Consider the following 26487-nt stretch of genomic DNA (forward strand, 5'->3'; position numbering starts at 1 on the left):
CACAATTAAAATGAAGGACAACTCTTTGGATTTCGCGCCAAAATTAGGCGGTAATTGGTACGATCGTAACCCATTTGGGTTTAACTGTGATGCAGGTCTCCATGGCTGGCATTAAATTCACCGTTCGATCACGCGTCATCGTGCAGGGTGCACCGAGTCATCCGAAGCCAGGTGTGCGCGGCGCATCGTCAGTACAAAACCCAACAACCCGAGTATCGGGCCGGGCAGTAGCAACCAGACAGCATCGGGACCGGCCCGTTCGAATAGAGCGCTGATGCCCGCAATTGAAACCACGGTAATCGCGAAGCCTGCGGAGTTCTGAATGGCGAGGGCCGCGCCCACCAGTTCTCGCGGACAGGCAGAGGCAGAAAGCGCAGAAAACTGCGGCGAATCCGCAATTACGGTCGCGCCCCAGACCAGCAACAAAATGGCGAGCCCGATTGCCGGTAAATCATTCCAGGACAAAACAAAAATCAGCGCGCAGCTACCCGATGTGGCAAGCGCGCCCAGAGCGACAGGGCCACTGCCGACCCGGCGCGACAGAAGGCCACCCAGCAGGCAGCCAATGGCGCCAACGGCGATAATCGCAAACGACAGGCCGGGCACACCGAGTGCGGGAAACTGTACCGACAGCGCCGTACCAGAAACCAGCAGTGGCACTATCGCCCAGAAGGCATACAGCTCCCACATATGTCCGAAGTAACCCCAGGCCGCTGCGCGAAATTGCGGAACTCGAAATGCCTGCAGCACAGCGGGTTGGGAGAGTCGGTTGCGCCGGGCTGTGGGGACAGGATGCGGTAAGTACGGGCCGTCCCCGAGTCGATGGATTAAAAGCGCGGCAATTATCGCGAGGAGGGAAGATGCGGTGATGATCATCTGCCAGGGAAAACCCGCCCCGATTTCTCGCAGTCCATGTGGCAGTGCGGTACCCAGCGTCAGCATTGCCACCAACTGTGCCAGCGCGGCGCCGGCCTTATCTGGGGACCAGCTGACCACCATTTTCATACCCATGGGATAGATCCCCGCGAGCGAAATACCTACAAGAAACCGGAAAACCAGTGCGCTCGCCAAATCTGTGGCGAGCCAGGCAAAGCAAGCATTCAATATCGCACCGGCAATGGCGCTCGCGACAAAAATATGACTCGCACGAAAGCGATCAGCAATGCCACCTAAGGCAAGCGTCAAAGTGCCGAGAATAAACCCAGCCTGTACAGCGTTCGTCAGCCAGCCGATATCGGTGACTGACACCATCCAACTTGCCGCAAGATCATCTGCGGCACTATTTGCGCTGAACCACAGCGATGTACCGAGAAGTTGGGCCGCGGCAATGATGATGACGGGATTGAATACTTTCATGGAATTTGATGGCGGAATTTTCTGACAATCCCGATATTTTCCGTCTTTGTGACTAGGCTTTCAGCAAAGAATTATCTGTCGCCGGTCGAGAGCAATGCGCCAAACTCAAAAATTTGCCGAAATTCTAATTCTTGTGACTCTTTTTCTTGTCGCCAGCTGCGGGCAAAGCGAACAAAAGAAAGTTGATCCTGCCTCCACCGAGGACCGTTCCGACGCCGGTGTGAATAACTTTGATGTTGTGCCCATCGCCCGGTTTGACAATTTCATTGAAACCGGTGACCTGGATGCTATACGAAAAAAGAGGCAAATTGCGCTTGCTGGTGGATCCCAGTCGCGCCAGTGCATTACATCGGGCAGCCACACAACAGGATGTGGAAATCGGGCACGCTCAGCGGATGGCGAGGGCGCTGGGCGTGACCCTGGTCGTGCTTGAGGTAGACACCTTTGCAGATCTGATACCCGCGCTGAATGCGGGAAAAGGTGATCTTATTGCAAACAATCTGATCGTGACCGAAGCCCGTGCGGAGAGCGTAGCCTTCTCCTCTCCCACGGCCGACACGCAGATCGTCCTGGTCTCGCGGGCCGGCATGCCGGCGCTCACCGATGACAGTAACTTGCAGGGAAAAACCTTGCTGGTCACGAAAGGGACCGCGTATGAATCGCAAGCGCGCGCGTTGCAAGCGCAGCACCCCGCGTTAAACCTGCAATTTGTACCCGACAATTACGTGGACCTGTTGGTGAAAGTGGCCGACGGAAAAGCCGATTTCACTATTGTCGATATGGAAGTGCTGAAGCTGGTTCAGCAATTTCGCGAAGACCTTAAAATCAGTTTGACCTTTCCGGGCAGCTATCGTCTGGCATGGGCTTTCCGTAAAAACTCACCAAAGCTTCAAGACGCCATTGATGAGCAAGTGCGGTTGTTGCATTTGATCAAACCACAACAGCGCTCGATAGCCGATCTGGATGAAATCAAAGCGCGCGGAGTGCTGCGCGCCGTCACCCGCAACCATCCAGGCACTTTTTTCATGTGGAAAGGGCAGCTACTGGGCTTTGAGTTCAGCTTGCTGGAGAGTTTCGCCGCGAGTCTGGATGTGCGTCTGGCAATCACCGTAGCGGACTCTCACGATGAATTTGTGCGATTACTTGCTGATGGCGATGCCGATGTCTCGGCGAGCCTACTGGCAATTACCGATGAGCGCCGGGCGGCGGGTATGAACTTTTCGGCCCCATACCTCGAGAGCAGTACCGGGGTGGTCGCACGACAAGGCGAAAAGATTGCAAGCCTGAAGTCGCTTTCAGGTCGCACCTTGTGTGTGCGGCCGGCGAGCAGTCAATACCGGATTGCGCAGAATCTGCAAAAGGAGATCCCGGACCTGAAGTTACAGGAGATTGATAACCGCCTCGATATTCAGCATGTGATCGATCTTGTCGTTAAAAAAGAGTGCGACCTGACGATCGCCGATGAAATTTCTGTACACCTGGAGCAGGCCTGGCGCGACGATGTGGTCTTCGCGCTCGATCTCGCGCAAGAGTACAGTCGCTATGCCTGGATGGTGTGGACAGCAATCCAAAGTTGCTTGAAGCCATCGACCAATTTTTTTCCAAAACTGAAACGGGAAAAAAGTTGCCACAGTTACGGGAGCGGTATTTCAATACGCCGAAACGCACGCGTCCGGAAATTGAGGCGCTGGCGGAAGCCGGAAAAATTTCTCCATTTGATGATTATGTTCGCCGCTACGCGAAAAAACATGATTTTGACTGGCGTCTTTTAGTGGCGCAGATGTATCAGGAGAGCAACTTCGATCCCAAAGCGCGCTCCTGGGTGGGCGCACAGGGTTTAATGCAGGTCATGCCTGATACGGGGAAGCAGGTTGGGGAAACCGATTTGTATGATCCGCAGACAAGTATCCGCGCTGGTGCCAAGTATATGCAGTGGCTCCATGCAAAATTTGAAGACAAGGGCATAACGCCTGACAACATGATGTGGTTTACCCTGGCCTCCTACAATGCCGGACTGGGGCATGTGTACGATGCGCAGAATCTCGCAGAAACCAAGGGGTGGGATCGTAATATCTGGTTTGATAACGTGGAGCGCGCGATGCTTTTGTTGTCGGATCCCCAGTACTACAAGAAAGCGCAGTATGGCTATGCGCGGGGCCAAGAGCCGGTGGATTATGTTCGGAAAATAGAGGCTCGTTTTCGTTCCTTTGTGTCTTTGCTCGAGGCACAGCAGCGGCAAAGCCCCTCGGAATCGTGACCCTGGCGGGGCTATTTATGGCGAGAGGCCTGGGGAAACCTGCGCGGTGATTGATCCAATGGGTATTGTGCTCGCTACGGATCCAGCAGTTTGTTTTTTGCTTCGATCCAGCGGCTCATAAACTCCTCGGCACGATGTTCGGTACGTCGGAGTATGCGGCCCCATATGTTTCGATTACGGTGTGCATCCAGGTTTTCGGCGACCTCTTCAATTCGCTGAATGAATGCATCGGAGTGGTCGCGATAAGAAAATCCGGTTTCGAGCGCACACATGCCGGCATCGCGTACTGCGAGCCAGTCCGTTTCATTTTGATACAACTGCGCGACGATTGCGGCGAACTGCTCTGGCGTATCGTCTAGTAAATAGCCCCAGGCGTCGTCAGGCGCCATGGACTCTGCGCCGATGGTGGTGGTCACGGTGGGTGTGCCGCTGAGCCAGCCTTCCAGTATCTTGCCTTTCTGCCCTGCGCCGAAGCGTAGCGGTGCCAGGTTTAATCGGTAGCGCATCAGTGTTGCCAGCGCATCTTCGGTGCGTCCATGAACCCGGAATCCGCTTGCCGGATTGCTAAGCCGGTGCATGGCGTGATCTGAATAGGCGCCGTAAACGTGGCACTCTACGCCGGGGAGTATCCGGTGTAGCCGTGGCCACACTTCCTCCGCAAGCCAGATGGTCGCGTCGCGATTGGGCGCGTGCTTGAAGCCGCCGATCATCACCAGGTGTTGTCGCTCGGCGAAATCGGGCAGTGATTCGGCGTCTGGAATTTCCCGCACCAGAAATGGCAGGTAGTGCAGTTGCCAGTCTGGCAAACAGAAATGCTGTTTCAGCAGGTCCACTTCAACCTGGGAAATCATGATGGTGAGATCGCAGCGGGCGATAGCGGCGATCTCGCGCTCGGCGATCGGGTGGAACAGGTTTAGCGGCTGGCTACTTTTCAGTGCCTGGTGACGCGCCTCGCGCAGGCTGTGGAAGTCACTGGTGTCGAGCACCGTCACTGCGTTGGGACACTGCTCGCGCACCCGCCAGCCAAACTGCTCTTCCATCATAAAGCGATCGTAGATCACCAGGCTGGGGTTCAGTGCGCGCACCCAGTCGTCGAAACTGGATGCATTGACCTCAATCTGGTGCTCAGCGTAACCGGTCTTGGCCTGAAAGGGGGTTGGCTGCGCCGGGCAACCGATTTCAACCTGATAGCCTGCTTCCGCAAGCAGGTCGAGGAGGTCGAGGGTGCGGCGGCCAGCAGCAGTCGAGGTGGGTTCCGGCCACTGCTTGGCGATGAGTAGCGCTTTTTTTTCAGGCATGACTTGGTACATCTGGCTGCCGCAAAAGGGCGAGATACTTGAATTTCGTTACTCGATGTTTTGCACCTGTTCGCGCATCTGTTCGATCAGTACCTTCAATTCCACCGCCGCCTGAGTGGTATCGGTCACTACCGATTTTGAAGACAGGGTATTTGCCTCACGATTGAATTCCTGCATCAGGAAATCCAGTCGGCGGCCGATGGCGCCGCCATTTTTCAGCACGCGGCGTGCTTCGTTGACGTGCGCGTCGAGGCGGTCGAGCTCTTCGTCGACGTCTGCCTTCTGGGCCAGCACCGCAATTTCCTGTTCGATGCGATCCTTGTCGACTTCTTCAAGCAATTCGGCCAGTCGTGTGCGCAGCTTTTCACGCTGGTTTTCCAGTATCTGCGGCAATAGCGCGCGCACCTGACCGACCTGTTCGCTGATGCCCTTGATGCGGGCCTCGATAAAGCCGGCGAGCTCGGCGCCTTCGCGCTCACGGTTATCCACTACCTGCTGCAGTGCCTGCTTAAAACCATCGAGGATGGCGTTGGCCTGCTCATCGGCGTCGGTTTCCGGCTCGGCGATGACGCCCGGCCACTTCAAAATCTCCAGCGGATTCAACGCCAGACTGTCACTGGCGGGTGCCACCAGGCTGGCAGCCTTGACCAGCTGTTCGGCGAGGGCCTGATTGACTTCGATGGCAGCGGTTTGGCCGCTCACCGGCTTCAGGGTGAGGGTCATTTCCAGTTTGCCGCGGTTTAGCGTCTGGCGCAGTTGTTCGCGCAGCTTGGGCTCCTGCGCGCGGGCGGCTTCCGGCAGGCGGAAGTGGGGTTCCAGGTAGCGGTGGTTGACCGAGCGCATCTCCCAGATGGCAGTGCCGGTGGAGTAATTGACTTCTGCGCGTCCGAAGGCGGTCATGCTGCGCACTTTGTTGTTGGCCATACTGCCGTGCTCCAGAAAGGCTGCTTGCTAGAAAAAGAGCGGCAAAGCATAGCACAGGGTGATTGTGGTCTTAGATGGCTATAATGCCGGGCCTTGAATCTTGTGAATCACTCAGCGAATCAACTATTGAGGTGCAATATGCAGCGACCAAGCGGCCGCAAGCCAGAGCAACTGCGCGACGTGCGCATCACCCGCCACTACACCCGCCACGCCGAGGGATCGGTGCTGGTGGAATTTGGCGATACAAAAGTGCTCTGCAATGCGTCGGTTGCAGCCGAAGTGCCGCGCTTTCTGCGCGGCCAGGGCAGTGGCTGGATCACCGCCGAGTACGGCATGCTGCCCCGCTCCACCGGCTCGCGCATGGGGCGTGAAGCGGCGCGCGGCAAACAGGGTGGCCGCACCGTGGAAATCCAGCGCCTGATCGGCCGCTCCCTGCGTGCGGCGGTGGATCTCAAACTCCTCGGTGAGCACCAGATCACCCTCGATTGCGATGTTATCCAGGCCGACGGCGGTACCCGTACCGCCTCGATCACCGGCGCCTGTGTGGCTCTGGTAGATGCCATTCGTTATTTGCAGCGCGAGAAAATGATCGCCACCGATCCACTGAAAAATATGGTGGCGGCGATTTCCGTGGGTATTTATGAGGGAGAGGCGTTGCTGGACCTGGATTACCCGGAAGACAGTAATGCCGATACCGATATGAACCTGGTGATGGCCGAGGATGGCGGCATGATCGAGGTGCAGGGTACCGCGGAAGGTGCGCCGTTCACCGAACAGCAGTTTGCGGAAATGCTGGCCCTGGGCAAGGCCGGGATCAGGGAACTGATCGAGTTGCAGAAAAAGGCGCTGGCGGAATAATCCCCGCGCCGCTTCCTGCAACGCTAGTCCTGCAACACTATTCCTGCGGTCTTAACCTGCAACCATCCGTTCTGAAAAACCGGCAGCTATTGCCACCGCTAGTGGCAGGGTGCGGCCGGTTTTGTCATAGGCTTCTCTCTAGGTTTGATAACAAGGATAGTGAGAGAGCCGATGAACAACCGTTACCTGGCTTCCATCCTTGCAGTGCTGCTGACCAGTTCGGCACACGTATTTGCACAGGATTCCGTTCAAGAAGCCCCAGCAAAAACCCAACACAAACACTACGAAGAGCCCCCGGGGGGCGATAAACCCTCCCCCGCTGGCAACATAGCCCCCCGCCTGCAAAACCTCGGCAAACACACCTTCCCGGTCTCCTGCGCCTCCGAGCAGGGGCAGAAATACATCGATCAGGCGATCAACCTGACTTATGCGTTCAATCACGCGGAAGCCGGTCGTTCCTTCCGCGAGGCAGCGAGACTGGATCCGGACTGTGCCATGGCTTATTGGGGCCAGGCGTTGGTGCTGGGACCCAACATCAATGCCCCCATGGACCAGGAGGCCGAGCCGAAGGCGTGGGAGCTGGTGCTCAAGGCGCAGTCGTTGGCGACTAGCGTGAATAAGCGGGAACGGGCATTGATCGAGGCGCTGACAAACCGCTATACCGGCGACCCCACGAATCGCCGCGAGGCCGACGAGAAATACGCGGCCGCCATGGCCAAGGTGGCGGCGGAGTACCCGGACGACCTCGATATTGCGACCTTATATGCCGAATCGATGATGGACCTGCGGCCCTGGAACTACTGGATGCGCGACGGCACACCCTATGCGGGTACCGAAGATATCGTCGCACTGCTCGAGGGGGTGATGGCGAAAAACCCGCAACATCCGGGCGCGCTACACCTGTATATCCATTTGATCGAACCCACCAACAACCCGCAGCGGGCGGAAAAGGCGGCGGATACCCTGCAAAACCTGATGCCGGGTGCCGGGCACATCGTGCATATGCCGGCCCATATTTATCAGCGGGTGGGTCGCTATGCCGACTCGGTAAAAGCCAATGAGCGCGCGATCCTTGCGGATGAAGATTACATCACCCAGTGCCGCGCCCAGGGGCTCTACCCGATGGCCTACTATCCGCACAATATTCACTTTTTGTGGTTTGCGAATACCGCCATGGGGAACAGTGCCAAGGCCATAGACGCGGCCAACAAAACTGCATCCAAGATCTCTGATGACACCTTGGAAGCCATGCCGTTGTTGGCTGGCTTCCGGGTTCTTCCCTACTGGTCGCTGGCGCGATTTGGCAAGTGGGATCAGGTGCTGGCATTGCCGGAACCCGCCAAGGACCCTTACCTGAAGGTCGCCTGGCACTATGTGCGCGGGCTTGCCTTTATCGGCAAGGGGCAGCTGGACGAGGCACAGCAAGAGCTGGAGATGGTACAAAAGCTCAGCAGCAGCCCGTCGCTTGATTACTCGATGTTCTCACCGAACAGCGCAAAACAGATCATGGCGATTGCGCCGGAAGTGCTCGCCGGAGAGCTGGCCGCGGCGCGCAAGGACTACGACAGCGCCGTGAATCACCTGAGCCGCGCGGTAAGATTGGAAGACGGCCTGGTGTATACCGAGCCGGCAGAGTGGCACTACCCACCGCGGCTGGCGCTCGGTGCGGTGCTGCTGGAGGCCGATCGGCCCGCGGAGGCGGAGACCATTTACTGGGAGGACCTGAAGCGGCGCCCGGACAATGGTTGGGCGCTGTTCGGGCTGTCGGAGGCACTGCGCAAACAGCACAAGGTAGATGAGGCCGAATTGATCGAGGCCCGCTTCAGCAAGGCTTGGCGGGATGCGGATGTGAAACTGAAGGCCTCGCGCATCCGCTGACGGTTGTTAACAGCGCTGCAGATACAACAAAGGCGCACCCGGGTGCGCCTTTTTAGGTTGCGAAAGTCTGTCGTCAGACTTCCAGATCGTAATCCATGATCACCGGCAGGTGGCTGGAGAAGGCGACGTTCTTATTGATGGCACCGTACTCGATCTTGTTTTTCAGGGTCTGCGACACGATCTGCATATCGGTACGCCAGCCATCGCCCTTGCCCGGCTCGCCGCTGGGCCACCAGGTGAATTCATCGGCGTCTTTTACGATGCGACGGAAGGCGTCGACATAGCCGATTTCGTTGAACAGCTGATCCAGCCAGCGCTGCTCGTGGCGCATGAACCCCGGGGTATCCTGATGATCCTGCCAGTTCTCCACATCCGCGCGGCGGTGGGCCATGCCCCAGTTGCCACAGAAGATGAAATCGCGGCGCTTGCGGCTGATTTTGGCCAGGTGCGCCTGCATATCGTCGAAGAACTGTACCTTGGTTTCCAGCGAGGCTTCATCGGTAGCCACCGGCGCCAGCAGGGAGCCGACACTTAAACGCTCGAAGTCCGCCTGCAGATAACGGCCGTACATGTCGACGCCATTGGCAAAGCCCATGCCGTAGATCAGCGCTTTCGGCTGAGCACGGGTATAGATGGCGACGCCGTTTTCGTGGGGAGTGCCAGAATCGAAGAAATAGCTGTAGTAACCGTCCGGATGGAAGATAGGGTGATCCAGCTCCGGTTCCAGTGAGCGCAGATCCTGCAAACAGATGATGTCTGCGTCCTGATCTGACAGCCAATCGTAGAGCCCGCGCTGTGCAGCCTGGTGCACACCATCAACGGACAAACTCACTATTCGCATTATTAGCCCCTTACCAGCGGACTGTGTAAAATTGCAGTCGTTATTCGTCTGAACATTTTTCGATTGCCGCTCCCCATTCCTTGGGGACCTTCCTTCACCTTAGCCAATAGTTATCAAATTGCCATGCAGCAGTACCAGCGCGACTTTATACAACTGGCCCTGGAGCACGATGTGCTCTGTTTCGGGGATTTTACTTTGAAATCCGGGCGCCAGAGCCCCTATTTCTTCAATGCCGGCCGTTTCCACAGCGGTGCAGCGCTGGCCGCTCTGGGCAATGCCTATGCGGAAGCGATCATTGCCTCGGGCGTGGAGTTTGATGTCATATTTGGGCCGGCCTATAAAGGCATCCCGCTGGGTGCGGTGACCGCAGTGGCGCTGGCACAGAAAGGGGTCGATAAACCCTTCTGTTACAACCGAAAAGAGGCCAAGGACCACGGCGAGGGCGGAACCTTAGTGGGTGCGCCGCTTAAAGGCAAGGTTTTGATCATCGATGATGTGATTACGGCCGGCACCGCGGTGCGTGAAGTCATGCAGATCATCAATGCCCAGGGTGCAGAGCCGGCGGGTGTAGTGATCGGGCTCAACCGGCAGGAAAAGGCCGGGGATGACACAGATCTCTCTGCAATTCAGCAAGTTGAGCGAGATTACCGCATTCCTGTGATCGGTATTGTGGAACTGGACGATATTATTACCTATCTTAAGTCGGAAGCTGCCAGTGATGAGTTACTGCAGCGAATCATCGACTACCGTGAGCGCTATGGTGTGAGTTCCGGCGATTGATCCGGGCCCGAGTTTTGCAGATGGAGCCTGAGGGATACGCCTGCTGACTCGTCAAATATCTACCGGAGCGCAAAAGGAACCTCGGTTCTGGTCGAAATTTGAACAACTATAAGCGTGAAGAAGAGATAGCGTGAAAACTGCATATGCGCTGGCACTGGCCGGCGCCCTTCTGACACTGGATGTCGGAGCTGCAACCCAGGGGTGGGACGGCAAGGTGTTGTACCGCTACACCGACGAACACGGCGTACAGGTGCTGGATGATCAGGTGCCGCCTCGCTTTGTGGCCAAGGGCTATGAAGTGATTACGCCCACCGGCCGACTTTTACAGGTGGTGGAACCGGAACTGACGGGTAAGCAACTGGCGGAAAAACAGCGCCGCGAAGCCCGTATGGCGGCCGACCTGCAATTGTTGAAACGCTATAACAGCCTTGCGGACATCGAATCGGCGCGCAAACGCAAACTCGCCATTGTGCAGCAGGATATTGCCATCCTGAGATCCAATATCACTAGCCTGAACCGCCAGATCGAAAGCGAAGAATCTGCCGCTGCGCGCACCCAGCGCAATGGCGGCACGGTATCCCCCGAACTGCTGGAGCGGATTGAAAACCTGCGCACGGAAGTGGGTGTGGTCAGTGAGCGCCTGTCACTGCGCGAGAAGGAAGCCCTGGCAATCAACAGCGAGTTTGATCAGGCCTCCAGCCGCTATCAGGAAATCGCCGGCAAGTAAGCCGGCATTCCAAAGTCTGAACGCCGGCATGTTACTGCCCGGCCACCGTTTTCCGGTTTTTCCCTCAGTTGTGCGCGCTCAGCGCACTCTCCCGAAAGAATCCCGCCACCAACACCGGCCACTGCTCTGCCCAGTATTCAGTGGGGCGGCGTTTAAAGCCACTGCGCACATACTGCACGATACGACCTTCGGCACTGGCCAGCAGCAGGTTGGCTGCCGCGGTCAGTGGGATGGCCGGACGCAATTGCTCACGCAACTCCGCTTCCCGCAGTATCTGCTTGAGCTGGGTTTCCAGGCGATCGAACAGTTGCAGGATACGGCCGTGCAGGCGCTCGGTTTCACCGGTCAGGGCGTCGCCGGTGAGGAGACGGGTGATGCCCGGGTTGCGCTCGCAGAAGGCCAGTAGCAGGTGCAGTATCTTTTGGCAGCGGTTCAGCGCCGAGGGCTCGTCGTCGAGAATCAGTTTGATGCGGCTGAAAATGGTCTCTTCGATAAACTCGATCAGACCTTCAAACATCTTGGATTTGCTGGGGAAGTGACGGTAGAGCGCCGCTTCGGAAAAGCCCACCTCTTTGGCAAGTGCCGCGGTGGTGATGCGGGCGCCGGGACTGGCCTCCAGCATATGGGCCAGGGCCTGCAGGATTTGCTGGCGCCGATTGATTTTTTCGCTGCTCATTGACTGCCTTTACCCGGAATATTCAGCCGGGAACTGATTTTGTTGTTGTGCCGATGTTGTTCTCTTTGGCCGGTCTTTCAGCGTTGTATGTTGTTGCTTCGGTGTTGCCACCGGAAGCCGGGTGTCAGAAGCCCTTTGTAAATCGCGGAAAGACCGTTGGTCGGCGCCAGAATCCTAACGATTCGGCGCCACGGCATCAATTGTTAGTGGCCGTTAACATCGTTAATGTGACCAAAATCACGCATCTTCTTGCAGATTGCTGTTGGTGATCAGGGTGCCGACACCGGTGTCGGTAAAGATTTCCAGCAGTACCGCGTGGGGCACACGGCCGTCGATGATGTGGGCGGAGGTAACGCCGGCCTTGACTGCATCCAGGGCGCAGGCAATTTTGGGCAACATGCCACCGTAGATGGTGCCGTCGGCAATCAGGCCGTCCACTTCCAGGGTGGAGAGGCCGGTAAGCACCTCACCGCTTTTGTCCTGCAGTCCGGCGACATTGGTGAGCAGCATCAGCTTTTCCGCCTGCAGGTACTCGGCAATTTTGCCGGCCACCAGGTCGGCGTTGATGTTGTAGGACTCGCCATTTTTGCCTACGCCGATGGGGGCGATCACCGGGATAAAGTCGCTGTTGATCAGCATGTCGATCACGCCGGTGTCGACGCTTTCCACTTCGCCCACATGGCCGATATCGATGATCTCGGAGGCGTGCAGGCCGGCGCTTTCTTCTTGCTGGTCGTTGCGGCGCAGTTTGCGCGCGCGGATCAGCAGGCCGTCTTTGCCGGTAACGCCTACCGCGCGGCCGCCGTTTTTGTTGATCAGGTTGACGATCTGCTTATTGACGGTACCGCCCAGAACCATCTCCACCACATCCATGGTTTCGCTGTCGGTAACGCGCATGCCGTCCACAAAGCGGGATTCAATGCTGAGCTTGTTCAGCAGGTCGCCGATCTGCGGGCCGCCGCCGTGTACCACCACCGGGTTCATGCCCACCAGCTTCATCAGGATCACATCGCGCGCGAAGCTGTTCTGTAGCTCTTCGTCGACCATGGCGTTGCCGCCGAATTTGACCACCACGGTCTTGCCGATAAAGCGCTGGATGTAGGGCAGTGCTTCGTTGAGTACCTGTGCGACGCGCAGGGCGGATTTCTGGTCCAGGGACATAGCGTTTTCCTTACCGCTTTGGGTTACTGCTGGGATCGGTTGATCAGCCCGGTATTTTCAGGGCAGGATCGATGGACTGGAGCTGGATTGCCACAATGTTGCGGATACGTTCCAGCGCTTGTTCATCGTCGGCTTCAAAGCGCAGGGTCAGTGCAGCGCTTGTGTTGGATGCGCGCACTAGGCCCCAGCCGTCGGCGAATTCGATGCGCAGGCCGTCGATAGTGTTGAGGTCGGCATCGCCAAAGTGACCTTGTTTGCGCAGCTTGTCGATCAGGCCAAATTTTCTCTGTTCGGGTACCGGCAATAATATCTCCGGGGTGTTGACCATCTGCGGCAGGGAGTCGAGCAGTTCGTCGAGGGACTGTTCGCGCAGCGCCATGATTTCCAGCACTCGTGCCGCGGCGTAGATGCCGTCGTCGAAGCCATACCAGCGATCTTTGATAAAGATGTGCCCGGACAACTCGCCGCCGAGTAACGCGCCGGTTTCCAGCATTTTGGTCTTCATGGGCGCGTGGCCGGTTTTCCACATCACCGGACGTCCACCGTACTGGGTGACCAGATCGGCCAGTGCACGGGAGCTCTTCACGTCGAATACGATATCGGAGCCCGGATTGCGCGCGAGAATATCCCGCGCCAGCAGCATCACCAGCTGGTCTGCCCAGACGATGCGGCCACTAGGGGTAATCAGTGTTACGCGATCACCGTCGCCGTCCAGGGCAATACCCAGATCGGCGCCCTCGCCTTTTACCGCGGTAATCAGGTCCTGCAGGTTTTCCGGGCGCGACGGATCCGGTGCATGGTTGGGGAAGTTGCCGTCCACCTCGCAGTAGAGGGTTTCCACTGCGCAACCCAGTTGCTCGAACAGCTCCGGCGCCAATTCCGAAGTGGCGCCGTTGCCGGCGTCGATCACAATGCGCGGCTGCCCGGCCAGGGCGACGTCATTGAATATCTCATCGATATACAGGCTATTGATGTCCTGGAAGTTGTGGCTGCCCTTGCCGCTGGCGAACTGCCCTGACTGCATGAGCTTGCGCAGATCCTGGAGTTTGTCGTCTGCCAGCGGGCGGCCGTTCATCACGATCTTGAAGCCGTTGTATTCCGCCGGATTATGGCTGGCGGTCACCATCACGCCGCTGCTGGTGTTCTTGCCCTTGGCGCAGGCAAAGTACAGCAGTGGCGAGGGCACCAGGCCGAGATCCACCGCGTTACAGCCGCTTTCCAGGATGCCCTCGATCAGGCAGTCCCGCAGCAGCTCGCTGCTATTGCGGCCGTCGCGCCCCACCAGCAGTAGTTCCTGGCCGGATTGCAGGGCAATGCTGCCAAGGGCGCGGCCCAGCTGGTAGGCGAAAGGCTCGTTGATCTCTTCGCCGGCGATACCGCGAATATCGTAGGCGCGGAATACATGTGCCGGGATCTCGGTACTGGGCGTGCGCATCAGATCGCTGCGGGAGGTTTCTTCCACCGCCGGCGCCGCCGGTGCAGGGGCCGGCGCCTCAGCTACCGCCGTAATCTGGTTGGTTGCCGCTGGCGGATTTGCCAGGTCTTCCTTGCTCAGGCTTCTCTTTGTCGCTGTCCGGCCGCTGCGTGCGGATTTTTCCCAGGGCGCGGCGGCGCCGTCAGCGGGCAGTAATTTCCACAGTGCCAGCAGTGTCCCCAGCAGGCCCAGCAGTGCCGCACCATACACCCAACTGGCGGGGATGCTGTGGCTGCGGGCAAACGCCGGCGAGGGGGTAAACGATACATTTAGGTAAGAGCCGCTAACCGCGGCGCTGGCCGCTTCACCACCACTGGCAACGGCAGGCGAGCTCCAGAGGCCGCGGGCCGGGCCGTCGGGAAATTGCTGGTTCAGTTGAATGGTGCCAGGGTTCTGGTCCAGGCGATTCAGGGTCTGCTCGAATACGCGGAACGGCTGGCTGATCAGCAGCGCGCCATTGGCTTCTGCAGAGGCGCTGTAGAGCTGCCACTGGTTTTCCTGGTTGCGCAGGAATTCCGGCTTTGGCTGTTGCTCTTCGCGACTGCGTTTTAACAGGTCGACCAGGGCGAAATTCAGTGGTGGCTGGCCCGCGCCGACATGTAGTTGCTCGGGGGTGAAAAACTGCAGGCTGGCGTCGGGCAGCGCGCTGGTGCCGCTGCTGGTGCTGGACGTGTGCAATGGCTTCAGACCGCGGAGCTGTTGCTGGCGCTGGCTGAAAAACTGCTGCAATTGCTGTGCGTAATTATCGGCAATCTGCTGTGAGGCCTGGCGTACACTCTGTGCATTATGGCCGTCGATTACATTGGCCTTGAGCAGGTGCCCGCCTCCCAGCCAAACGGCAGCAGCCAGCAACGCCGGCAGGGTTAAACCGCTGTGCCACAGCGGTTTTTTTTCTGTTCGCATGTTTGAAGCCACGACTTTTCAGTCTCCCAGTCTTCCCAGACCAGCCCCCGGACCGGTTCAGTGTTTTCTGAATCTTGTGTTGTTATTTGTCGTTATGTTTCGAGCTTGTTGCCGCACGCATTCTATGAAAACGCTTTCGCGGCAATCAGTGCAATCAATTCATTGGCCAGCTCGGTTTTGAGGGCCGCGGGCAGGGTGTGCTGCCCCGCCTTATCAATTACCGTGACCTGGTTGCGGTCACTGTTGAAGCCTCCCGCCGGGTCACTGACGTCATTGGCGATGATCATGTCGAGATTCTTGCGCGCCAGTTTGCCCTGGGCGTGCTCGACCACCTTTTCTGTTTCCGCGGCAAATCCCACCACGAAAGGGCGCCGTTCACTGCGCCCGGCGATGGCGGCGACGATATCCGGGTTTTTCACCAGCTGCAGTACATCGCTGTCGTTGCCGTCTTCTTTCTTTATTTTCTGTGCCGCGATGACCGCGGGGCGGAAGTCCACCACGGCGGCCGAGGCAATAAACAGATCGCAGTCATCGGCCGCTTGCTCCGCCGCCTGGTGCATATCCTCGGTGCTGACCACATCCACGCGCTTGACTCCGGCAGGGGTATCGAGGCGCACCGGCCCGGCAATCAGGGTTACCTCGGCACCGGCGCGGGCGGCGGCGGCGGCGATGGCAAAACCCATTTTGCCGGAGCTGTGATTGCTCAGGTAGCGCACCGGGTCCAGGGCCTCCCGGGTGGGGCCGGCGGTGATGGTGACTTTTTTACCGCGCATTACTTGGGGTGGAGCAATTCGACTGGAGAGTTGATCGACAATTTCCAGTGGTTCCAGCATCCGCCCGGGACCCACGTCACCGCAGGCCTGGCTGCCGGCACCGGGGCCGAGCAGGACGACACCGCGGGATGCGAGGGTCTGCGCATTGGCCTGGGTGGCGGGGTGGCGCCACATGGCCTGGTTCATGGCGGGCGCCAGTACCAGCGGGGTCTCTGAGGCCAGGCACAGGGTAGTGAGCAGGTCGTCGGCTATGCCGGCCGCGAGTCGCGCCATGCAGCTGGCACTTGCCGGGGCGATGAGGATGACATCGGCCCATTTGGCCAGCTCAATATGTCCCATGGCGGCTTCGGCGGCGGGGTCCAGCAGATTGGTGTGTACCGGGTTGCCGGACAGGGCCTGAAAGGTGAGCGGACGCACGAACTCCTGGGCACCGGCGGTCATAACGACGCGCACAGTGGCGCCGCAATCCTGAAGCCTACGTACCAGGTCGGCGCTTTTATAGGCGGCGATACCGCCGGTAACGCCCAGCAATATGCGTTTGTCGGCCAGGGAGGACATATTCTGTGGTTCCGGTTCTCTGAGAGCGGGTAAGATTACCATTTTAGCGCCGCGGGCAATATGACCCGTCGGGGTTCGCCGGCAAGGGATTTGCCGGGGCCTGTGGCAAGCGAGTAATTACTTATCCAGGGAGGGAGTATGGCGATTACGGATTGGCCGGCCGAGGAGCGGCCGCGGGAAAAGTTGCTGGCGAAGGGGGCCGAGGCGCTGTCGGATGCTGAACTGCTGGCGATTTTCCTGCGCACGGGGCTGCCGGGGGTGTCGGCAGTGGATCTGTCGCGTCAGTTGTTGGTAGATTTCGGCGGTCTGCGACCGCTGCTGGAGGCGGATCGCAAGTCATTTTGTGCCGCCAAGGGGCTGGGGGATGCGAAGTTCGTGCAGTTGCAGGCGGTTCTGGAGATGGGCCGGCGGCATCTGGCGGAAGATCTGAAGCGCACTGATGCGCTGACCAGTCCCCAGGCGGTGCGTGACTATCTGTCCGCTCAGCTGCGTCACCGCACCAGGGAGGTGTTCTGCTGCCTGTTTCTGGACAGCCAGCACCGGGTGATTGCCTACCAAGAGCTGTTTGAAGGTACCTTGAATGCGGCCAGTGTCTATCCCCGCGAAGTCGTCCAGGCCGCCCTCGCCAAGGGTGCCGCCGCGGTCATCCTGGCCCATAACCACCCTTCGGGCGTCAGCGAACCGAGTCAGGCGGATATTCATATCACCGGACGGCTGAAGGACGCCCTGGCGTTGGTGGATATCCGGGTGCTGGATCATCTGATTGTTGGCGAAGGGGGTGGATGCTCTTTTGCTGAGCGGGGGCTGCTTTGATTGGGTGAGTTGCCCTGAGAGCGGCGCGGTGGCGGCAAGGTACCGGGTACGGCTTTTCAGGACCGCTGTGAATACATCCCTGTACGCTTCGTCGGCAACATCCCTGTTGCCGACGATCCTGAAAAGCCGCACCCGGCACCCTGCCTTCGCTTCAAGCTATGCACTCCGTTTCACTTGGGAATAGCGAAGCCTGTGCATTCGACTTAAAGTGTCTGACCAGACAGCAAAAAGATTGATCAAAACTTGCCCCACCATAGGTGTTCTGGTATAAAACGCCGCTCTTTGCGGCCGGGCCAGATTCTATACAGATCCCGCGGTCGCGCTGGATACCGAATTTGTTCCCTAGCCCCGCCTATGAGCTGAGGGCACGAGAGTTTTTAAGAGGCCAATCAGATGTCTAAGGTATGTCAGGTAACCGGTAAGCGCCCGGTAACCGGAAACAACGTTTCTCACGCCAAAAACCGCACCAAGCGTCGCTTCGTGCCGAACCTGCAGTCACACCGTTTCTGGGTGGAAGCAGAGAAGCGCTTCGTGAAGCTGCGCATTTCTACTAAAGGTATGCGTATTATCGATAAGAAAGGTATCGATACCGTACTGGCAGAGCTGCGCAAGCGCGGCGAGAAAGTTTAATTACTGCTGTAAGAGCAGATCGGAGATAGAACAATGCGTGACAAGATTCGCCTGAATTCCAGCGCCGGCACCGGCCACTTCTACACCACTGACAAGAACAAGCGCAACATGCCTGAGAAAATGGAGATCAAAAAATACGATCCCGTTGCTCGCAAGCACGTTATGTACAAGGAAGGCAAAATCAAGTAATTGATTGCCTTGCTAGTTCGCGAAAAAGCCCGGTTTTCCGGGCTTTTTTGTGCCTGAGAAAAACTAAGTAGCAAGATGCGAAGGCTTCGCTAGGAGCGGCCACTCAACTACTAGAGGCTATCCGGAACCCATACCATGCCTGAGCTACCAGAAGTAGAAACCACCAAACGTGGACTGGCCCCCCATTTGGAGGGGAGAAAAGTAAAACTGTGCGAGATCCGCCAGCACAGCCTGCGCTGGCCAGTGGATGCGGACTTTGCCGAGAAGATCCAGGGTGCCCGGATCCAGCGTCTGGACCGTCGCGCCAAATACCTGCTGGTGGAAACCGACAAGGGCATGGCCATCTGGCACCTGGGGATGTCCGGCAGCCTGCGTATTGTCGACGGCAAGCTGCCGCCGGAAAAACACGACCACATCGACTGGCTGCTCGACAGCGGTCAGCGCCTGCGCTTCCACGATCCCCGGCGCTTTGGCGCCCTGCTGTGGACCACCGAAGACCCGGCTAGCCACGAACTCATTGCCCACCTCGGCCCGGAACCCCTCAGTGATGATTTCAATGGCGACCTGTTGATTGGTAAATCCCGCGGCCGCAAAGCCCCGGTAAAAGCCTTCATCATGGACGGCCGCATCGTTGTCGGTGTTGGCAACATCTATGCCAGCGAAGCCCTGTTTATGGCCGGCATCCGCCCGCAAACGCCCGCCGGCAAAATCTCCCGACTGCGCTACGAGCGACTGGTCGAGGCCATCAAAACCGTACTCGCCGCCGCCATCGAACAGGGCGGTACTACCTTGAAGGACTTCGTCGGCGGCGACGGCAAACCCGGGTACTTCGCCCAACAGCTCAACGCCTACGGCCGAGCCGGCCTGCCCTGCCCCCGCTGCCCGGGAACCATTCGCGAGCAGATCATCGGCCAGCGCAATACCTTCTTCTGCCCGCGCTGCCAGCGCTGAAGCAGCGCGAATAAAAACACCAATAAAAAACGGGGCCCAAAAGGCCCCGTTTTCATTTCCAATACGACAGCGCTATTCAGCGCACAACCGTAATCGGCGGTGATGTCCAGGTTTCGAAGTCCGGGAAGCTCACACCGTCTCCGCCCAGCTTGTCGAACTCCAGACGAATATAGTAAGTGCCCGCCGGGGCCGGAGCGCCGTCTTCCAGCACACCGTCCCACTGCGCAAAGTCGATGCCGGTGCCGGCACCGCTGTTGCGTACCCAGTGTTCGAACAGTTTTGCAGGGCGCAGGCCGGTGTAGCGATCCTTGGCCCAGGCAACTGTCTGGCCGGCTTCATTGATCACGCGTGCACGATACTTGCGCAGCATCGGGAAGCCTTGGGAAATCATGGCGAAGGCTGCGTCGTCGTATTTGTCGCCGTTGGTGAAGTCCAGAGTCAATGGTGTGCTCTTGCCGATTGACCAGCCACAGGACCCCGGAGTCGGGTCGCTACAGCAGCGGGCCTGAGTCGGGGGCGGGCCGTCACAGTAGGGACGCGTTTCCGGGCGCAGGGACGGGTTGTCCAGGCCAGGATTGATGTCGGTAAAGGTCGGGTTGAGTGCCGGAAGTTCCTGGTATGCCCCTTTCAGGCCGAGATAGGGGACTCGCAGGGTATCGCCGGCTTCGGGTACCAATTCAATCCAACCGGAGAGAATGGATCCACCTGGCAACTCTCCCGGCTCGCGGAAGCTGGCGGTGAAGCTCGCTTCGCCGTCGGCAGGAACGGTCAAGGTACCGGCGGAAAAGGTCACATCTGCGGTGGCCGTGCTCGGGTTCCAGAAGGCGGTCATCGGGGGTGCCACAGAAATCGCTGGATTGTGTCGCAGCGTATAGGTTACTGCCTTGCTGCTCTTGTTTTCGATGGTGATTTGCTCGCTGGCGACGGTGCCCCGCAAGTCTTGCAGAGAGATCTTCGCCGGCAGCGCTTTCACCTCACTGGCAATAGCGGCGAGGGCATTGACCATGCCGGCACCCTGCTGCGCAACTGGTTGCAAGCCCAGGCTGGTATCGAAGTTCGCGCGCGTGGGCGTGGAGCTGCTCAGCAGAATTTCACGCACTTCGTGGGCTTTCAGTTTCGGATTCGAGGAAAGCATCAGCGCCGCAATACCGGCCACATGCGGTGCGGCCATGGAGGTGCCGGTCATCACACCGTAATCACCCGCATAGTTCGGAACCGTCGAGAAAATGTTGCCGCCCGGTGCCATTACATCCGGTTTCAGCTCCAGTTCGTGGGAAGGGCCCCAGGAGCTGAAGAAGCCGGTGAGGCCGCCGAAGTCACCCGGGACATCAAAGTAGTGTCCCCAGTCGAGACTGGCGCCCGGGCTCATGGCCGCGATTTTTTCGCCATCCATGGTGCGCACAATCACCGTGGGAATTTCCAACGGTGTCTTGGTGCTGTTCCACTGGCCGGGCCAGCTTTCGGGGTTGTAGGAACTCTGCCACCAAATGACCGCCTCGGCGCCAGCCTCGGCAAACTGGTTGATAGCGGTGTAGGTGCGGCAGGTGTAATGACCGCGCTTGAGCAGCACGACATTGCCCTCGTAGGACACGCCCTCAGGGATCGGCTGACAATTGGCGACGCCTGCGTCCACGATCGGGAAACTGCCAGCGCCGGGAACCGCTGCGCCGTTATACATGACACGGAACGGCACCGTCTCGCTGTTGGAAAGCTCAAATGCCAGTTCCTTGCGGGTTTCGTCATAAGCGCCGCCGACTGCAATGGCCTGCTTGGCAATGGCCGGGGCGCCCGGCAGGAATGGGCCGGCGTTGGAGTTGCCAATGGCCACCACTGGAACGGTGCCGCTTTTCAGCATGCGATCCGCGGCGCGCGCCATCAGGCCGTTCTGGATCACTTCAGCGCGATTACTGCCCCAGCTCATATTCACCACGTCGCAGCCGTCTTCCACCGCCTGCTCCATCGCCGCTATCAATACATCCTCGGTAGCGCCGCGATTCTGGGTACCGAAAATTCGATAGGCTCGCAGTTTCGCATCCGGGGCTACCCCGACCATGATGTCGTCATTACCGGCGACGATACCGGACACGTGAGTGCCGTGCATTTCTGCCGCGCCGTACTGGTCATCGAACGGATCCGGATCGTTATCGGCAAAATCGTAACCGCCGATGACCTTGCTGTTCGGGAAGCCGGGGCCGCCGAAAGCGCGGTGGTTGTAGTCGATACCACTGTCGATCACGCCGACTACAACACCTTTACCGGTTATGCCGGCCGCGTGCGCTTCCGGCACTCCGGTCAGGTTGGTAACCGTGACATTCTCCCGGGTTGTACCTTCAGGTACCTTCGCTGGAACCGGCGGAGTTCCGCTCATGACTTCGTAAATTGGATAGGTCGCATTGACCAGGTCCAGTGCCTCGAGTTTGGCGAGGTCCTCTGCGGAGACTTCGATCGACAGGCCATTGAACAGCACGTCGAAATGCTTGCGCTCAGTAAACGCGATACCGGCGGCCTTGGCCTGCGCACGAAAATCGCTCTGTTCCTGGGCCAGTTTCTTAAGATAAGCCGCTTTGCGATTCGGGTTTACACCGGCCTCCGCCAGCGGTTTGCTGGAAAGCTCGATGAAGCGCACCAGTTTTCCATTGGCCGTTACGGGTTCAACGGCTTCCGCCGCCGGTTCGATATCCACGGCCAATTCACTGGCGTAGGTGCCATGGGTAGAAAGGGCTCCGCTAACAAGCACTGCCGCCGCCAGTAAGGTGCGACGCAAGCCTGTGCCGGGTAAATACTCGGTCATCTCATTCACTCCTGATGATGTACCTGCAAGAAATGAGGGCAGCTTGTGGCCAGCCCGTTCAGTACATGGAAATAACTCGAAGATGCTATGAGAGCGGAAAGCGCGGTCACTATAGGGGAATCCCCGATTTTGTCGGGAATGCGAATGACATCACCCTGGCAATGGGTGGTAGTGAAGTTGGGTATTTGTTGTCACTCAGCCTAAGTTTGACTCCGTTAATCCAATCGGTCCCGATGCAATGATTATGATGTTGCCCTTCTTCACGGCACTTGTCTCTTCTGCCGGAATGGTGTCATCGGCGCGTCAGGTACTGTTGCATATTGCCCCTGGGAATCCCGGATATGGCTCGCCATTTCTCGGCATGCATTTTTATACCTGGGCGCTGGTAGGATTCTTTGTACTGGCGATATTTCTCAGTGGACTGTTGCTGATTGACAAAATGACATCGCAAGAAGCCGCCGATACGCCCCGCCATCCCGGTTAGTTGGGGTGGTTGGCGGGCGCCAGCTTTTTGGTGAAGCACATCTTTGGTGCATCCCGGCAACTTCGCCCGGAAGATCATAAGCCAGCGTAATCGTTGCCTTTTCTGTGAAGTCAGCGCTAAAAGCGAATGAATCTTTCCAGATATCCGCATCTGCTAAATAAAACGCTCGTACCGATTCTGTGCGGCAGTTTTCTAGCTTGCCAAGTTAAGTGTAATGTTGGCAATTATCCCGTGATACCTTGTATAGAAATTCACCGGTTTTGAACATAGAATCGTGTGAACTATTGGCTATTGAAACCGCAAGGGAAATCTTATGCAGTTATTCAAAGGCGTGATGGCGATTGGATTATTCGTCATTTCGTCAAGCTTACTGGCAAATGAATGTCTGGTATCTACAACACCTAGAGCCTTGTTTTCGGGTCTTGTGCAAGTTACTGATGAAAAGTTCGCGCCTGACCGGGGAGAATATAGTGCAACGTTAAAGGACGGCAGCAGTATCACTGCGCGATTTGATTTATGCGGTCTGGGACTTAAAGCGAGTTATTTGATTGAGCATAAAAACAATGGTTTACCAGACTATATAAGCTTTCTTCTTTTGAAGGTAATGCCACCTGATAGTGCAGCCGACTCCATTTCATCAAAGGTGGCGGCTCACACAGAAGATGACTTTCGCGGTGGGGTGACCTTGCCGGGTTCAAATGGGGATCACTGGGTGCAGGTAAAAGACTTTCCAAGCCCTGTATATGAAGCTGTCATTCACTATCGCTGGATTCCTCCAGAACACTAAGGGCAGTGCTATGAAATTTTCAATGTTGGTGGGGTTAGTTACACTTTTATTTATTCCGCTTACTGGATGTGCCGAAAGTATTTCTAGTGGAAAAAATAATTCGCGTACTGATTTAGAAAAAAAGATTTTTCCTGATAGTGAAATTAAAACTGAGCTTAAGGATCACGGAAATATTCTGTCTATAAAGAGAGGTGAGACCGGAACTATAGATGCCAGTTATGTTTTAACTTATCCCCCAACAAGGGAGGATCTCGCTAATCGAATTATAGAGCTGATGAAGGTAGTAGAAATAAATGGCGAATTCATTCAAAAAATGGGGTCGCGACTTCAAAGAAATCGTGTTTTGGGTAAAGAGGAATTTTCTCTGCCTCTCACCGACTTTGATGGAAAGGTATATCGGTTCAACTTCATTAGTGATACTGAAAATGGTTTCTATGTAATTAGTTACGCTTCAAATTGAGTTTGGCATTACAGGGAGGTTGTAATGTATATCGTCGGTTCAGTCGGGCTGAATGGAAACAATGGTAAGGATGGTGTTGGTTTTGTTCAGGATTTACTTAAGCTGCTTTCTGAGCAAGATTTACGCATGCCTGAAATAGAGGTGGATGGAGTATCTGGTCCACAAACAAAAGACGCTATTGCTAAATTTCAAAAGTTCTATGTAAAGTTGCAAAGGCCAGATTCTCGCATTGATCCTAATGGTCGAACGGAAAAAATGCTGGTGGCCAAAGCGATTGAGATAGACAAAGATCTGATACCTGTTCTAGTTAGAAAGCATGGGCTTCGCCGTCAAACACCGGCAAAATCTGGAGCTGGTCCCCGCACTATTCACTATCGCCCGAATGCCAAGAAAGTATTGAGTACGTATACCGAAAATATAGTGAAATTGGCCATGGGTTTTGGTGGGGTCACTAAGTGTGACATTTCCAGCACCATACGCACGATGGATGATCAGGCGCGGATTATGTATGACAACTGTGCCGGCTTTCCTGCTGCAACCTCTGTCGCTAGTCTGAGGGCGGCAAGAGGGTGGGGTTATGCAGCGGCTGGTAGGAAGGTGGAGGAGGTTTTCTTTGCCAACAAGTCAAAGCCCCGGGCAGACGTTATTTCTTTGATGAAGCAGAAAATTGCCTCTGTATCCACTGCGGGAGTCAGAGTATCCCTGCACTGTGTGCCTGAGGCAGATTGCAAAAAAAATAATATTCTCGATATACCATATAGCAGCATTGATGCTGGTAAGCGCAAAGATTTTGAAATTGCCTTGATGGGAATGTCCACGGAGGTCAAAAATTTGCGATATCGGCAGCCGGCGAAAGCAGAAGAGTATATGGCTAGGCTGATAATCGAAGACAAGTGCTGGCATTTGGAGATACCGCAACTCAATAAGGTGCTCCCTAATGCCAAGGCTCCGAGTGCGTCGGTCGTAAAACACGGCAATCGCCCTCAAGTTGTCTCTGCCGGTTTTTTTGCAGATTTTTGGTCAGGCGATTACTTTGGCAGGTTTCTGGACGACTGGTTTTAAGTTCTGTGGCCAGGCTGGTGGGCTGCGTTTAGTCGACCTTCCGGGCAACTTCACGAATTAACAGTGGTTGCCCGGTAGATAAGCAGCTATTTGCCGAGCGCGCTGCCTTCCCGGCGGGGGTCGGCGCCACCCTGTAGCTTGTCATCGATCAGGGCAATGGCGTGGATGCCGCTGTTCAGTTCCTTTTGCACAAGTTTGTGGCCCATTGCCTCCAGTTGTTTGATTTCCGCTTCTTTCAGCGCCCCGGGTTCCACTTCCACTCTATAGCCGATTGCGCCGATATTGCCGGCATCAATGGCTTCGGCAATGGGCATGCCTTTGGCCAGGTGATAGAGAATGGTGCGCGCGGTGTAGTCGATGATCCGCGAGCCGCCGGGGGAGCCCACAATCAACCGCAGGCTGCCGTCTTCATTGAATACGATAGTCGGTGACATGGAGGAGCGCGGGCGCTTGCCGGGCTGGATGCGGTTGGCCACCAGCTGCTTGTCGGCATTGGTGGGCACGAAAGAAAAGTCGGTGAGCTGGTTGTTCAGCAGAAAGCCTTTCACCAGCAGCCGCGAGCCAAAGCCGGTTTCGATACTCGTGGTCATGCTCACGGCATTGCCGTACTGGTCGACGATGGACAGGTGGCTGGTGTTGGGTAGTTCCGGGGACTTGGCGGTGCGGCGCACGGTGGCAAAGCCGGCGGGGTCGCCGGCGACTGCGGGTTGCGCTTTTACTGGATCGATCAGCTTGGCTCTTGCTGCGAGATAATCTGGATCAACCATGGCCTGGGTGGGCACCGGGATAAAGTCGCTGTCGGCGCTGTAGGTGTTGCGATCCGCAAACGCCAGCTCCGAGGCTTCCACAAACAGGTGAGTGAGCTCTGCGCTGCCCACTTCATATTTGTCCAGCGGAAATTGCTGCAGCATGCCGAGTATCGCGCCCACGGTGGTGCCGCCGGAGGATGGCGCCGCGGCACCACAGATGTCGTACACCAGAAATGCCGCGCACACCGGCTCGCGCACCTTGGCCTGGTAGTCCGCCATATCTTTACGGGTCATTACGCCCGGGTTTTCGGGGTCATTGCGCACCGCTTCGACGATAGCGGCGGCAATGTCGCCATCGTAAAAAGGTTTGCTGCCCTTTTCAGCCAGCTGACGCAAAGTGTCGGCATATTCCGGGTTTTTCAGCAGATGGCCCACCGGTAGAGGTTTGCCGCCTTCATCAAAAAAGTAATCGCGAATTGCCGGGCGCACGGCCACCCGCGGCATCTGCACCAGCAGCTGATGCAGTCTCGGCGAAACATTGAAGCCCTGTTCGGCCAGTGCAATGGCGGGCTGGAACAGCTCTTTCCACGGCAGTTTGCCATCGCGTTTGTGGGCCAGTTCCAGCATGCGCACGACACCGGGCACACCCACCGAGTTGCCGCCAATCACTGCCTCGAGAAAGCCTCGCGGTTGGCCATCGCGCATAAAGTAGTCTTCATCCACCGCCATGGGTGCGGTTTCGCGGCCGTCGTAGGAGAAGAGCTTTTTCTCGTCAGCGCGATAACTCAGCATAAAGGCACCGCCGCCGATGCCGGAGGACTGCGGCTCCACCAGGCTCAATACCAGTTGTGCGGCGATGGCGGCATCCACCGCAGTCCCGCCCTTGGCGAGGATGGTTTCCGCGGCTGCAGAGGCGTGGGGATTGGCCGTAACCGCCATGTGGCGATCGGCGGTAGCGGACTTGATCTCGGTGCGGCCGGTAGCGAACTCCGGCTGTACTTCGCCCTGGGGGGCGGCGACGGCGGTGGCCGAGATAAAGAAAACAGAGAGGGAAAACTGCAGGAGTCTGTTCACGGGCGATCCATTTACCGGTTTGGCCGGAGAGTG

Annotated in this window: 24 protein-coding genes; 14 read left to right on the forward strand and 10 right to left on the reverse strand. The window is 57.3% G+C overall.

Annotated elements, in window-relative coordinates; all coding sequences use genetic code 11:
• Nucleotides 1-135 precede the first annotated feature (135 nt).
• On the reverse strand, nt 136-1356 hold the full coding sequence (locus tag GRX76_RS03045; protein WP_160151960.1) for an MFS transporter: 1221 nt from the start codon (nt 1354-1356) through the stop codon (nt 136-138).
• 284 nt (nt 1357-1640) lie between these two features.
• Here GRX76_RS03045 and GRX76_RS03050 point away from each other — a divergent pair, with 284 nt between their 5' ends.
• Nucleotides 1641-3128 (forward strand): transporter substrate-binding domain-containing protein, encoded by a 1488-nt coding sequence (locus GRX76_RS03050; RefSeq protein WP_160151961.1) that lies wholly within the window; start codon nt 1641-1643, stop codon nt 3126-3128.
• An 8-nt stretch (nt 3129-3136) separates the two neighbouring features.
• A complete protein-coding gene (locus GRX76_RS03055; RefSeq protein ID WP_236250630.1) occupies nt 3137-3613 on the forward strand; it encodes a transglycosylase SLT domain-containing protein in 477 nt (158 codons plus the stop codon).
• 74 nt (nt 3614-3687) lie between these two features.
• Here GRX76_RS03055 and GRX76_RS03060 read toward each other — a convergent pair whose 3' ends face one another.
• Complete coding sequence (locus GRX76_RS03060) at nt 3688-4911, reverse strand: glycosyltransferase family 4 protein (RefSeq protein WP_236250524.1); 1224 nt, start codon at nt 4909-4911, stop codon at nt 3688-3690.
• A gap of 48 nt (nt 4912-4959) precedes the next feature.
• On the reverse strand, nt 4960-5835 hold the full coding sequence (locus tag GRX76_RS03065) for a YicC/YloC family endoribonuclease (protein WP_160151964.1): 876 nt from the start codon (nt 5833-5835) through the stop codon (nt 4960-4962).
• 138 nt (nt 5836-5973) lie between these two features.
• Here GRX76_RS03065 and rph point away from each other — a divergent pair, with 138 nt between their 5' ends.
• On the forward strand, nt 5974-6693 hold the full coding sequence (gene rph, locus GRX76_RS03070) for a ribonuclease PH (protein ID WP_160151965.1): 720 nt from the start codon (nt 5974-5976) through the stop codon (nt 6691-6693).
• A gap of 171 nt (nt 6694-6864) precedes the next feature.
• Complete coding sequence (locus GRX76_RS03075) at nt 6865-8571, forward strand: lipopolysaccharide assembly protein LapB (RefSeq protein ID WP_160151966.1); 1707 nt, start codon at nt 6865-6867, stop codon at nt 8569-8571.
• 73 nt (nt 8572-8644) lie between these two features.
• Here the strand turns inward: GRX76_RS03075 and GRX76_RS03080 are convergent, their stop codons facing one another.
• Complete coding sequence (locus GRX76_RS03080) at nt 8645-9412, reverse strand: exodeoxyribonuclease III (protein WP_160151967.1); 768 nt, start codon at nt 9410-9412, stop codon at nt 8645-8647.
• 123 nt (nt 9413-9535) lie between these two features.
• On the opposite strand from GRX76_RS03080, the gene pyrE reads away from it, so the two are divergent.
• Nucleotides 9536-10192: an orotate phosphoribosyltransferase gene (pyrE, locus tag GRX76_RS03085; RefSeq protein ID WP_160151968.1), complete on the forward strand. Its 657-nt coding sequence runs from the start codon at nt 9536-9538 to the stop codon at nt 10190-10192.
• Between the two features lie 130 nt (nt 10193-10322).
• Nucleotides 10323-10919, forward strand: a complete 597-nt coding sequence (locus tag GRX76_RS03090) for a hypothetical protein (RefSeq protein WP_160151969.1) — start codon at nt 10323-10325, stop codon at nt 10917-10919.
• 64 nt (nt 10920-10983) lie between these two features.
• On the opposite strand, the gene slmA is transcribed toward GRX76_RS03090, so the two are convergent.
• The 4 genes from slmA to coaBC form a co-directional block, all read right to left on the reverse strand.
• Entirely contained in the window at nt 10984-11595 is a 612-nt protein-coding gene (gene slmA / locus GRX76_RS03095; RefSeq protein ID WP_160151970.1) for a nucleoid occlusion factor SlmA, read from the reverse strand.
• A 237-nt stretch (nt 11596-11832) separates the two neighbouring features.
• Nucleotides 11833-12756: an acetylglutamate kinase gene (gene argB / locus GRX76_RS03100; protein ID WP_160151971.1), complete on the reverse strand. Its 924-nt coding sequence runs from the start codon at nt 12754-12756 to the stop codon at nt 11833-11835.
• A 43-nt stretch (nt 12757-12799) separates the two neighbouring features.
• On the reverse strand, nt 12800-15133 hold the full coding sequence (locus GRX76_RS03105; protein WP_201276894.1) for a phosphomannomutase/phosphoglucomutase: 2334 nt from the start codon (nt 15131-15133) through the stop codon (nt 12800-12802).
• A 122-nt stretch (nt 15134-15255) separates the two neighbouring features.
• Entirely contained in the window at nt 15256-16464 is a 1209-nt protein-coding gene (gene coaBC, locus GRX76_RS03110) for a bifunctional phosphopantothenoylcysteine decarboxylase/phosphopantothenate--cysteine ligase CoaBC (protein WP_160151973.1), read from the reverse strand.
• Between the two features lie 138 nt (nt 16465-16602).
• Between coaBC and radC the strand changes: the two genes are divergently transcribed.
• The 4 genes from radC to mutM all read left to right on the forward strand — a co-directional run bounded on the left by radC (nt 16603) and on the right by mutM (nt 19047).
• Nucleotides 16603-17277, forward strand: coding sequence for a DNA repair protein RadC (radC, locus tag GRX76_RS03115; RefSeq protein ID WP_160151974.1), 675 nt, complete (start codon nt 16603-16605; stop codon nt 17275-17277).
• Between the two features lie 393 nt (nt 17278-17670).
• On the forward strand, nt 17671-17907 hold the full coding sequence (gene rpmB / locus GRX76_RS03120) for a 50S ribosomal protein L28 (protein ID WP_160151975.1): 237 nt from the start codon (nt 17671-17673) through the stop codon (nt 17905-17907).
• A gap of 33 nt (nt 17908-17940) precedes the next feature.
• Nucleotides 17941-18096, forward strand: coding sequence for a 50S ribosomal protein L33 (gene rpmG, locus GRX76_RS03125; RefSeq protein ID WP_043319942.1), 156 nt, complete (start codon nt 17941-17943; stop codon nt 18094-18096).
• Between the two features lie 135 nt (nt 18097-18231).
• Nucleotides 18232-19047, forward strand: a complete 816-nt coding sequence (gene mutM / locus GRX76_RS03130; RefSeq protein ID WP_160151976.1) for a bifunctional DNA-formamidopyrimidine glycosylase/DNA-(apurinic or apyrimidinic site) lyase — start codon at nt 18232-18234, stop codon at nt 19045-19047.
• A gap of 76 nt (nt 19048-19123) precedes the next feature.
• On the opposite strand, the gene GRX76_RS03135 is transcribed toward mutM, so the two are convergent.
• Nucleotides 19124-21838, reverse strand: coding sequence for a S8 family serine peptidase (locus tag GRX76_RS03135; RefSeq protein WP_160151977.1), 2715 nt, complete (start codon nt 21836-21838; stop codon nt 19124-19126).
• Nucleotides 21839-22076: 238 nt separating this feature from the next.
• On the opposite strand from GRX76_RS03135, the gene GRX76_RS19135 reads away from it, so the two are divergent.
• The 4 genes from GRX76_RS19135 to GRX76_RS03155 all read left to right on the forward strand — a co-directional run bounded on the left by GRX76_RS19135 (nt 22077) and on the right by GRX76_RS03155 (nt 24631).
• Nucleotides 22077-22322, forward strand: a complete 246-nt coding sequence (locus GRX76_RS19135; protein WP_201276895.1) for a hypothetical protein — start codon at nt 22077-22079, stop codon at nt 22320-22322.
• Nucleotides 22323-22635: 313 nt separating this feature from the next.
• Nucleotides 22636-23109, forward strand: coding sequence for a hypothetical protein (locus GRX76_RS03145; protein WP_160151978.1), 474 nt, complete (start codon nt 22636-22638; stop codon nt 23107-23109).
• Nucleotides 23110-23119: 10 nt separating this feature from the next.
• Complete coding sequence (locus GRX76_RS03150; protein WP_160151979.1) at nt 23120-23569, forward strand: hypothetical protein; 450 nt, start codon at nt 23120-23122, stop codon at nt 23567-23569.
• 24 nt (nt 23570-23593) lie between these two features.
• Complete coding sequence (locus GRX76_RS03155) at nt 23594-24631, forward strand: hypothetical protein (protein WP_160151980.1); 1038 nt, start codon at nt 23594-23596, stop codon at nt 24629-24631.
• A gap of 86 nt (nt 24632-24717) precedes the next feature.
• Here GRX76_RS03155 and ggt read toward each other — a convergent pair whose 3' ends face one another.
• Nucleotides 24718-26454, reverse strand: coding sequence for a gamma-glutamyltransferase (gene ggt, locus GRX76_RS03160; RefSeq protein WP_236250525.1), 1737 nt, complete (start codon nt 26452-26454; stop codon nt 24718-24720).
• Nucleotides 26455-26487 lie beyond the last annotated feature (33 nt).

This window comes from Microbulbifer sp. ALW1 (genome assembly GCF_009903625.1).
Classification (GTDB): Bacteria; Pseudomonadota; Gammaproteobacteria; order Pseudomonadales; family Cellvibrionaceae; genus Microbulbifer.